Origin of the sequence: Kitasatospora sp. NPDC057512 (assembly GCF_042802135.1) — a bacterium.
Taxonomy (GTDB): domain Bacteria; phylum Actinomycetota; class Actinomycetes; order Streptomycetales; family Streptomycetaceae; genus Kitasatospora.
The window spans coordinates 1-9759 of the sequence record NZ_JBHVET010000285.1 but is presented as its reverse complement, the minus strand read 5'-3'; the positions used below and the strand labels follow the sequence as shown (position 1 = coordinate 9759).

At 72.8% G+C, this 9759-nt stretch carries 10 protein-coding genes; 6 read left to right on the top strand and 4 right to left on the bottom strand.

The window, feature by feature from the left end:
- Nucleotides 1-103 precede the first annotated feature (103 nt).
- Nucleotides 104-313 (top strand): MbtH family protein, encoded by a 210-nt coding sequence (locus ACFU6K_RS19845; protein ID WP_380664719.1) that lies wholly within the window; start codon nucleotides 104-106, stop codon nucleotides 311-313.
- A complete protein-coding gene (locus ACFU6K_RS19840) occupies nucleotides 310-675 on the top strand; it encodes a nuclear transport factor 2 family protein (RefSeq protein ID WP_380664718.1) in 366 nt (121 codons plus the stop codon). The genes ACFU6K_RS19845 and ACFU6K_RS19840 overlap by 4 nt, the downstream gene beginning before the upstream one ends.
- Nucleotides 676-696: 21 nt before the next feature.
- Here ACFU6K_RS19840 and ACFU6K_RS19835 read toward each other — a convergent pair whose 3' ends face one another.
- From ACFU6K_RS19835 to ACFU6K_RS19820, 4 genes are all read right to left on the bottom strand, one after another.
- Nucleotides 697-3594, bottom strand: a complete 2898-nt coding sequence (locus ACFU6K_RS19835) for an amino acid adenylation domain-containing protein (RefSeq protein ID WP_380664716.1) — start codon at nucleotides 3592-3594, stop codon at nucleotides 697-699.
- Between the two features lie 36 nt (nucleotides 3595-3630).
- Nucleotides 3631-4455: a mycofactocin-coupled SDR family oxidoreductase gene (locus tag ACFU6K_RS19830; protein ID WP_380664714.1), complete on the bottom strand. Its 825-nt coding sequence runs from the start codon at nucleotides 4453-4455 to the stop codon at nucleotides 3631-3633.
- Nucleotides 4446-5192, bottom strand: a complete 747-nt coding sequence (locus ACFU6K_RS19825) for a thioesterase II family protein (RefSeq protein WP_380664712.1) — start codon at nucleotides 5190-5192, stop codon at nucleotides 4446-4448. Before ACFU6K_RS19825 ends, ACFU6K_RS19830 begins: the two co-directional genes overlap by 10 nt.
- A 168-nt stretch (nucleotides 5193-5360) precedes the next feature.
- On the bottom strand, nucleotides 5361-6047 hold the full coding sequence (locus ACFU6K_RS19820) for a LuxR C-terminal-related transcriptional regulator (RefSeq protein WP_380664710.1): 687 nt from the start codon (nucleotides 6045-6047) through the stop codon (nucleotides 5361-5363).
- A gap of 536 nt (nucleotides 6048-6583) precedes the next feature.
- Here ACFU6K_RS19820 and ACFU6K_RS19815 point away from each other — a divergent pair.
- The 4 genes from ACFU6K_RS19815 to ACFU6K_RS19800 all read left to right on the top strand — a co-directional run bounded on the left by ACFU6K_RS19815 (nucleotide 6584) and on the right by ACFU6K_RS19800 (nucleotide 9741).
- The gene (locus tag ACFU6K_RS19815; protein WP_380664708.1) at nucleotides 6584-7717 is read left to right on the top strand and encodes a sensor histidine kinase; all 1134 of its coding nucleotides are present in this window, start codon (nucleotides 6584-6586) and stop codon (nucleotides 7715-7717) included.
- Nucleotides 7718-7838: 121 nt separating this feature from the next.
- Nucleotides 7839-8741, top strand: coding sequence for an ABC transporter ATP-binding protein (locus tag ACFU6K_RS19810; RefSeq protein ID WP_380664706.1), 903 nt, complete (start codon nucleotides 7839-7841; stop codon nucleotides 8739-8741).
- Nucleotides 8734-9486, top strand: coding sequence for an ABC transporter permease (locus tag ACFU6K_RS19805; protein WP_380664704.1), 753 nt, complete (start codon nucleotides 8734-8736; stop codon nucleotides 9484-9486). Before ACFU6K_RS19810 ends, ACFU6K_RS19805 begins: the two co-directional genes overlap by 8 nt.
- A 126-nt stretch (nucleotides 9487-9612) precedes the next feature.
- Nucleotides 9613-9741, top strand: a complete 129-nt coding sequence (locus tag ACFU6K_RS19800) for an aborycin family tricyclic lasso peptide (protein ID WP_103079659.1) — start codon at nucleotides 9613-9615, stop codon at nucleotides 9739-9741.
- Nucleotides 9742-9759: the final 18 nt, after the last annotated feature.

Genomic DNA, 9759 nt, shown 5'->3' with positions numbered 1-9759 from the left:
GGCCACGGTTCCCCGGCACGCGGAGACAGACCGAAGACCAGCTCCAGAAGTCCGTAGATCCGTAGACGCAGAGATTCCGTAGACGCAGAGATGAGGACATCCCATGACGAATCCGTTCGACGACCCGGACGCCGGCTACCTCGTGCTCGTCAACGACGAGGGGCAGCACTCCCTGTGGCCGGCCTCCCTCGCGGTGCCCGACGGCTGGGCGGTCGCCCATGCCGAGGACACCCGCGACACCTGCCTGGAGTACATCGACCGGCAGTGGACCGACATGCGGCCGCGCAGCCTGGCGGGGAGCATGCAGTCATGACCGGAGCCTCCCCGATCCAGGACGCGGTCCACCGCTACTACGCGCTGGTCGACGCCAACCGCTTCGACGAACTGGTGGAGCTCTTCACCACCGACGCGACCTACGAACGGCCCGGCTACCAGCCCCTGGTCGGCCGGGGCGAACTGACCGCCTTCTACCGGGGGGAGCGGGTCATCGCCGACGGCAGGCACACGGTCGACCAGCTGCTGCTGTCCGGGCGGGAGGCCGCGGTGCGCGGCAGTTTCACCGGAACGCTCAAGGGGGGTGACGCGGTGAGCCTGCGGTTCGCCGACTTCTTCAGGACGGACGGCACCGGCCTCTTCGCCCACCGCGTCACGTACTTCTTCGCCCCCTTGGTGTGAACACCGCTGGTGTGAGGACGGCTACGGGGTCTCCGCGACGCGGCCGAGGACCAGTTCCACGAACGCCCGCGCCGTGGAGTTCCCGTAGAACTCGCGCGGCGTCACCTTGGGCAGCCCCCGTTGCCGCAGGTCCGACAGCATGCGGACGACCAGGAGGGAGTTGCCGCCGAGTTCGAAGAAGTTGCCGTCGGGTTCCACGTCCACGCCCAGCAGACCGGACCACACGGCGAGGATCTCGGTCCTGAGGTCGCCTGTCGCCTCCGGATCCGCCGCCTCGCCGTCCCGGTCCGTGACCGGTGCCGGTGCCGGTGCCGGGGGCGCGGTCGGAGTCGAGGCGGGGACGGCGGACGGGGCCGGCAGCCGGGAGAGGTCCGGCTTGCCGTTGAGGGTCAGCGGGATGCCGGACACCCCGGTGAGGCCGGCCGGCAGCATGTGGTCCGGCAGCACGCGGCGGGCCGTCCGCCACACCTGGTCCACCGAGCCGCCGTCCCGGAGCACCACGTAGGCGTCGATGCGGGCGCCGGCCGGGTCCCCCGCCTCGCCCTCGCGGAAGACGACCGCCGCGTCGGCGACCCCGGGGTCCGAGGCCAGGACCGAGGTGATCTCGTCCAGCTCGATCCGGTGGCCCCGCACCTTCACCTGGTTGTCCAGCCGGCCGAGGTGGTCGAGCCGGCCGTCCGGCCTCAGCCGGCCCCGGTCGCCGCTGCGGTACACCCGCTCCCCGGTCACCGGGTCGTCGACGAAGCGGTCCGCCGTCAGCTCGGGACGGCCGAGATAGCCGTCGGCCACCCCGGCACCACCCACGAAGATCTCACCGGCGGGCCCCGGCGGCAGGACGTGGCCGTGCTCGTCCCGGACCGACACCCACCAGCCGGGCAGCGCCCGGCCCACGGACCGGGACCGCTCCAGGACCTCGCGCGGGGTCACCTCCTGCGCGGTGACGTGGACGGTCGTCTCCGTGATGCCGTACATGTTGACCAGCCGGCACCGGGCGGGGGAGTGGCGGGCGAACCACCGCCCCAGCATCGCCGTGTTCAGCGGTTCGCCGCCGAAGACGACCAGCCGCAGGGCGAGCGGTGCGGCGCCCGGTGCCGACCGGGTGTCGGCCTCGACGAGCTGGGAGAACGCGGACGGGGTCTGGCTGAGGACGGTCACCCGCCGCCGGGCCAGCAACTCGTGGAACTCGTCCGGGTCACGGGTCGCCCAGTGCGGGACGACGACCAGCCGGCCCCCGGTGAGCAGGCAGCCCCAGATCTCCCACACGGAGAAGTCGAAGGCGCTGGAGTGGAAGAACGTCCACACGTCGTCCGGTCCGAGACCGAGGTCGGCGGACGTGGCACCGACCAGGGCCAGCACGTTGCGGTGGGGGACCACGACCCCCTTGGGGCGGCCGGTGGATCCCGAGGTGTAGATGACGTAGGCGGCCGTCTCCGCACCGGGGTGTTCGGTGTCCCCGGTCACCGGGGGTTCCTGCGCGTCCATCAGCTCCTGGGGGGAGACCACGGTCACCCCCTCGATCCGGGGGAAGCGCGCCGGGTCCCCGATGACGACCGGCACCCCGGCGTCGGTCGCGGTGTAGCGCAGCCGCTCCTCGGGGTACCGGGTGTCCATCGGGACGTAGGCGCAGCCCGCCTTCAGCACGCCCAGCAGGGTGGCGACGAGCGTGGTGTCCCGCTCCAGGCACACCCCCACCCGTGCGCCGGCCACCCCGAGGGCGCGCAGGCCGGCGGCCACCCGCTCCGCCCGGCCGTCCAGCAGGCCGTACGTCAGACCGCCCTCGTCGTCGGTCACCGCGACGGCGTCCGGCCGCTGCCGGGCCAGCTCCGCGATCCGCCCGTCGATGGTGTCCGGCGGCGTCCGCCGCTCCGGCCCGGGCCCGGCGGGCGCGGGCCCGCCGGCCTCGGCCGCGGGACGGAAGCCGCCCAGCCGCGTCACGGCCTCGGCCGCGGCGGGGTCCAGCAGGCCCAGCCGCGCCGTCGGGGTCGTCCCGGGCAGGTCGCGCAGCCGCGCGGCCAGGTGCAGGACGCTCCGTCCGAACCACTCCGCGGTCAGCGGGGCCACCGTGCGCGGATCGTGGTGGAGGCGGGCGGCGCAGGTGCCGTCGGGCTGCCGTTCCAGATGGAGGAGGAGGGGGAGCCCGGAACCCGGGAACGGGGTGTAGGACGTCCCGGAGGCGGCGTCACCGAGGACCACGCCCACGCTCGCGGCCGCCGCGCCGGACAGCGGAGCGCCGCTGCCGGCCGCGAGGAGGTCCGCGACCGTGCCGTCCGCGTCGACCCGGACGGACCGCACCGCGGGACCGCCCGCCCGGAACGCGTGGTCGAACACCGCGATGCGCGCCGCCGGGCCGCCCTGGTAGCGCGCCAGCGCCAGCGCCGCCGCGGCCACCAGCGCCTCCTCCCCGGGCCAGGCCGGCCGGTCCGTCAGCGGCACCGTCCCGGCGGCGGTGCGGTCCGGCACCCGGCCGGACCCCAGGCCCCAGGGCACCGCGAGCGGCGCGGTGTCCCCGTCCGACCCGTCTTCCGCGTCCGGTGCGCCCGGTGCGTCGAAGGAGGACAGCGGGTGGCCGTCGAGGGGCTCACCGTCCAGGAGGAGCGCCGCCAGCCGCGCGAGGGCGTCGTAGGGCACCGAACACCGCGCCACCAGGACGGCGTCGACGACCCCGTCGGCGTACTCCACGAGCACGGCGCGCAACGGGGGGCCGCAGGGGTGCAGCGGCCGCTCGGCCTCCTGACGGACGCGCGGGTGCCCGGGGCCCGCCGAGGAGTCCACCGGGAGCGGCAGGGTCCACAGCCTCGACCCCGCCAACTCCGGCCGTTCCCGGCTCTCTTGCTCGAACAACTTCCGGCTCTGGTCCCGGTCGACCGGGTACCGGGCGCGTACCACCAGGCTGTGGCAGGCAGGGGTGCGTACGGTCATCAGATCTCCCTCTCCGAAGGGGGCGGGCGGGCACGGTCACCGGGCGCTGAAGCCGCCGTCGACCGTGAGCACACTGCCGGTCACCTGGCGCGAGTCGTCGCCCGCCAGCCAGAGGGCCGCACCGGCGATGTCCTGGGGCTCGATGAGGGCGTTCATCGGCTGGGCCTGGACGAACACCTCCTCGTGTTCGTCGACGCGGACGTCGAGCGAGCGCGCTATCTCGGAGAGCATCCGGCCCTCGACCAGCGGGTCGTCCCGGACGGAGCCGGGGCAGAGCGCGTTCACCCGGACGCGGTGCGGCGCGTAGTCCAGGGCCGCCGCCTTGGTCAGGCCGATCATGCCGTGCTTGGCGGCGACGTAGCCGGCGAAGTGCCGGTAGCCCACGAGGCCGGCCGTCGAGGCGATGTTGACGATGCTTCCCGAGCGCTGCTCGACCATCGCCGGAACCACGGCCTTGGTCATCCGCCAGGCCCCCGACAGGTCGACGTCCAGCATGAGCGACCACTCGTCCTCGGTGATCTCGTGGACCCTGCGGCCGGAGGGCGCGGCGATCCCCGCGCCGTTGACCAGGACGTCCAGCCGTCCGAACCGGTCGAGGCCTTCCGCCACGACCGACGTGACCCTTCCGGGGTCGCGCACGTCGCAGTGGGCGGGGAGCACCGTGACGCCGTGCCGCGCGCACAGGTCGGCCGTGTGCGCGAGCTGGGCGGCCGAGCCCATGGGGTACCCCACGCCGGGGAGGTCCTCGGCGATGTCGAGCAGCAGCAGGTCGGCGCCCTCCGCCGCGAAGCGGACGGCACAGGCGCGGCCGAGCCCGCGCGCCGCCCCCGTGATCACGGCCGTCTTGCCCTTCAGCTGCACGGCGACCCTCCGCGGTCGGGGTCGGCCGGGGCGGCGTCGCCGTCGGAGAGCACCTGCGCGACCGTGGTCAGCAGCACCTCCGGGGAGTCGACGAGGTACATGTGGCCGCCGGGCAGTTCCCGGTAGCCGAAGGACGCCTCGGTGGTGGTCCGCCACTCCTCGGCCTGCGCCCGGGAGACGAGCCCGTCGTCGGCACCGCGCAGCGAGGTGACCGGGAGGGGCAGCGGGGTGTCGGAAGCGGGGACGTAGTCCTCGTGCATCGCCACGTCGGCGCGCAGCAGGGGCAGGAGCAGGTCCCGCAGATCGGGGTCGTCGAACGCCGCGTGCCGGTAGCCGGCGAACTCGCCGACGCGGGCCAGGAACTCCTCGTCGTCCAGCCCGGTCGCCCGCCGCTCGCGCCCGCTGCCGGGGCCGGGGGATCCGCTCACGAAGAGGTGGCGCAGTCCGGAGCGTCCGCCCAGCCCACGGGCCAGCTCGTACGCGAGGACGGCACCCAGGCTGTGGCCGAAGAGCGCGAACGGCGCCTGCTCGCCCACGAGTTCCAGGATCCGCGGGGCGAGGGCGGAGGCGGCCTTCGACGCGTCGGTGAACGGCTCCTCCAGGAACTGCTCCTCGCGGCCGGGAAGTTGGAGGGGTATGACCTTGAGGCCGGGCGGTGCGGCGTTCCAGCCGCGGTAGAACCCGGCTCCGCTGCCCGCGAAGGGAAGGCAGACGAGGGGCAACTCGGTGGGGGACACGACTCGTTCACTCCTTGTGTTCCGATGGCCGGAATGCCGGTTTCGGGCAGGGCACGGCGAAGCCCCGGCTCGGCGGGGCCGTCGTCGGCCACCCGCTCCAACCGGAGCTTCTTCGTGCGGGTCGGGCGCGTTCGGCAGGTGCCGTGCCACGCCTGAGTCGAATTCGTGCTACGCGGTGCGGACTTCCCGTGTCTCCTTTCCGAGACCGGCGTCGCGGGCCAGCATGGCGGCGGAGGCCCGGTCGTGCACCTCCAGTTTCGCGAAGATCCGCGAGACGTAATTGCGCACGGTCTTCTCCGCCAGGAAGATCCGACGGGCGATCTGGTGGTTGCTCAGTCCGCCGGCGACCAGTTCCAGGATCTCGAGTTCCCTGCTGGTCAGGTCGGACAACCCGGTCGTCTCCGGCAGGATCTGCACGGTGGAGAAGTGCAGGCTGAGCCGGGAGGCCACGGTCCGGCTGAAGACGGCGCCGCCCTTGGCCACGATCTCGATGGAATGGAGGAGTTCCTCGGACGACCTCATGTGCGAGAGATATCCGCTGACCCCGACGCGCAGGGCGGTGAAGACGGCGTCGTCGTCGTCGTTCTGCGACACCACCATCAGTTTGGGCCTGGTCTTGTGGCGACGGTATGTCGAGACGATCTGCTGGGCGTTCTCGTAGACCGACCTCTTCGAGGACGGCTCACCCAGGATGATCACGTGCGGCTGTAATTCGGTGTTCTCGAGACATCGCATGCCGTCGAGGCCGCCCACGGCCCGGCCGACGAGCGTGAATCTGTCATCCTGTTCGATGATTGTCTCCAGCCCGGCGAGAGAAACCGGATTGTCGCTGATGATGAACAGGTTGATCTCCATTTGTACGTCCCCCGTTTGGCACGTCGTACGGCTCGTTTTTCTTCGGTGCGTCATTCTTTGCAGGAGAAAGGCCGGTCCGGTGCTCAAGCGAGTATGGGTAGACGAATGATCGGAACGCAAGTTCCGCTCTTAAGTGAAAGAGATCGTTCCGCTTGATGAGTGACTATCCGGTCATCGGTATGTCTTCGCCGGAGGGGTGCGGCGCTGGGGCGCCGGCGGGCCCGGACCCGCGGGTGGGCCCGCGCCCCCGGTGGCCCCGGGCCTGGCGCGGCCCCGTCGCCGGATGCCCTCCCTCCGTTCCGGGTGCCGTGCGGACGCGGCGGACGGTGGCCGAAACGGGGAGGTGACGGCTGTTTCCCGAGGGAACGGATGTTTATCCAGTGACAGGGGGGGCATTGTCGACGAACATATGGTGTGGACCAATTGGCCTGGTCGCCGGCGGGCGGCAGCACACCCACGGGGCGATCGCCGCACCTGCCGGCCTTGATCCACGCCCGCACTGGACGCGCCTCGAACCGGCCCCCTACGTTCGGCACATGGGTGATGTTCCTCGTCGGCGCCTGATCACGCTGGACGTGCTGGCCGTGCTCGGGTTCGTGCTCCTCCCGCAGGTGTCGGTGCTGCGTCCGGCCGGCGGTGGCGAGCTGAGTGCCACCGCCGTGTGGCTGCTGTCCCTGGGCACCGCGCTGCCGCTGGCCGTCCGGAGGCTGTGGCCGGTCCCGGTGTTCGCGGTCGTGTTCACCGCCGCCTGTGTGGCGTTGGTCGCCGGGGTCGGGCCGACCCCCTTCCTCGCCGCCGCCTACGCCCTGTACCTGGTGGCCACCACCAGGCGGGGGCGGCCGGGGCTGTCCGCGGCCCCGGTCGCCGGGCTGTGCGCGGCCGGCGCGATCCTGATGACGGTGTCGGGAGGGCAGGGGTACCAGGGCGGGAGCAGGGCCGTGCAGACCGTGCTCGGGGTGCTCGTCCTCGGCGCCACCTGGGCGACGGGGGCCGCGGTCAGGGAACGGCGGGAGAGCCTGCGGCGCGCCATCGAGCACGCGGCCGAGCAGGCGAAGACCGAGGAACGCCTGCGCATCGCCCGTGACATCCACGACGTCGTCACCCACAGCGTGGGCCTGATCGCGATCAAGGCGAGCGTCGCCAACCACGTGGTCGACACCCGCCCCGACGAGGCACGGGAAGCCCTGGCGGTGATCGAGGACGTCAGCCGCCGGGCGCTGCGGGACATGCGGGCCACCCTCAAGGTGCTCCGCCGCGAGCAGGACGGCGGCGCCGACGACCTGCGGCCGGCCCAGGGGCTGACGGACCTGCCGGCCCTGGTGCGCACGGCCGAGGCGGCCGGAGTCCGCGTCGACCTGCGGACCGGGTACGAGGAGGAACCCCCGGACGGTGTCGCGCTGTCCGCGTTCCGGATCGTCCAGGAGGCCCTGACCAACGTCGTCAAGCACGCCTCGCCCACCCGCTGCCAGGTCCGACTCGCCGCCGTGCGGGGCACGTTGACGATCGACGTCACCGACGAGGGCCCCGGGCCCGGGCACCGGCCCACCGTCCCCGGCGGGGGAATGGGCCTGGTCGGGATGAAGGAGCGGGTCGCCGCGCACGGCGGCACCTTCAGCGCCGGGCCGCGGCCGGGCGGCGGCTTCCGGATCGCGGCGACACTGCCGTACTGAGCCCGGACCGTTCGCCGGCACCGGACTCATCCGCAGGTATGGGTTCGGCCCGCGCGGGCCGGCGCGGAACCCCGCCCCCGGACCGATGCGGCCGACCGGCCCGCCGGACGAGACTCGTCCCGTGATCGAAGTCCAGAACCTGACCAAGCGGTACGGGGAGAACACCGTCGTGGCAGGCCTCACCTTCACGGTGCGGTCGGGCGCCGTCACCGGGTTCCTGGGCCCCAACGGGGCCGGGAAGTCCACGACGATGCGCATGATCCTCGGCCTCACCCGCCCGGATGCCGGAACCGCCCTCATCGGCGGCCGCCCCTATCACGAACTGACGTACCCCGCCCGGCAGGTCGGCGCCCTGCTGGAGACGGCGGTCCCGCACCGCAGCCTCACCGCCGCCGACCACCTGCGCTGGATCGCGCAGAGCAACCGGATCGACCGGCGACGGGTCGCGGAGGTCCTGGAGGCGGTCGGCCTGACCGGAGCGGCCCGGCGGCGGGTCGGCACGTTCTCCCTCGGCATGGGACAGCGGCTCGGCCTGGCCGCGGCCCTGCTCGGCGACCCGCCCGTCCTGGTGCTCGACGAGCCGGTCAACGGCCTGGACGCGGAGGGCATCCGGTGGCTGCGCGACCTGCTGCGCTCGATGGCCGCCGAGGGCCGGACCGTCCTCGTCTCCAGCCACCTGATGGCCGAGATGTCCGTGGTCGCGGACGACCTGGTCGTCATCGGCCGCGGACGACTGCTCGCCCAGACCGGCACGGACGAGTTCATCCGGCGCCACGCCCGGACCTACGTGCGGGTGCGGACCTCCGAACCCCTGCGCCTGCACGGGGAACTGGAGCGGAACGGCGCCTCGCTGAGCCTCGCGCACGACGGCAGCCTGGAGGTCGACGGCCTGACGGCGGCCGAGATCAACCGGCTGGCCGCGGCGGGCGACATCCCGCTCGAGGAGCTGAGCACCCACACGGGATCGCTCGAGGACACCTTCCTCAAGCTCACCGGCCCCGAAGGGAGCAGCACCCGTGTCTGAGACGGTCGCGGCCATGCGGGCCGAGGTCACCAAACTGCGGGGCGTGCGCGGCACGTTCGGCGCGCTGCTGCTGTTCGCCCCCGCCAGCCTCCTCCTCTCCGCCCTGGGCGGCTGGTCCGCGAGGAAGGCGATCGAGTCCGACAACCCCCTGCTCCGCTCCGACTTCACCCCCGAGCAGACCGGCATGGACGGCGTCCTCTACGGCCAGCTGGCGCTGATCGTGTTCGCCGTGCTCCTCGTGTCGAGCGAGTACTCGTCCGGCATGATGCGGGTCTCGCTGCTCGCCGTGCCCCGGCGCGGCCGGCTCTACCTGGCGAAGGCCGCCGTCACCGCCGCCGCAGCGGTGGCTGTCGCGATCCCCGTCACCGTCCTCGGCTACCTGCTCACGCAGTTCGCCCTCGGTCCCCACGGCGCCGGCATCGACACGAGTGGTGTCCCCCGCGCCCTCGCCGGCGCCGTGGTCTATCTGACGATGATGAGCCTGTTCGCGGCGGGCGTGGCCGCGACGGCCCGCGGCGCCGTCGTCCCGCTGACCGTCCTGCTCCCGATGGTGCTGGCCGGCTCCCAGATCCTGTCCACCATCGGCGCGACCAAGGAGATGGTCCGCTACCTCCCCGACCGGGCCGGCATGCGGATGCTCACCGTCGGCTCGGACGACGCGCTCACCGGGTTCGCCGTCCTGCTCGCCTGGACCGTCGCGGCACTGGCGGCCGGCTGGCTGCGCCACCGGCGTTGGGACGGCTGACGGGACGGGCGGCGGGACGGTCGTGAGGCACCTGACCCATGACCGTGGGACATGACGCTGCGTAGATTCCCAGACATGTCACGGGCCGAACTGGTCGGCCCGGACGATCCCCATCTGGGAGGAACCATGTCCGCCATTTACGAGCCCCCGGCACTGCACGAGGTCGGCGACTTCGACGAGCTCACCAAGTGCCTCGGCATCGGGAGCTGCCAGGACTTCGTCGGCTGCGGCTACGCCGTCGTCTGCTTCTTCTGATCACAAGGGGTGCCGGTG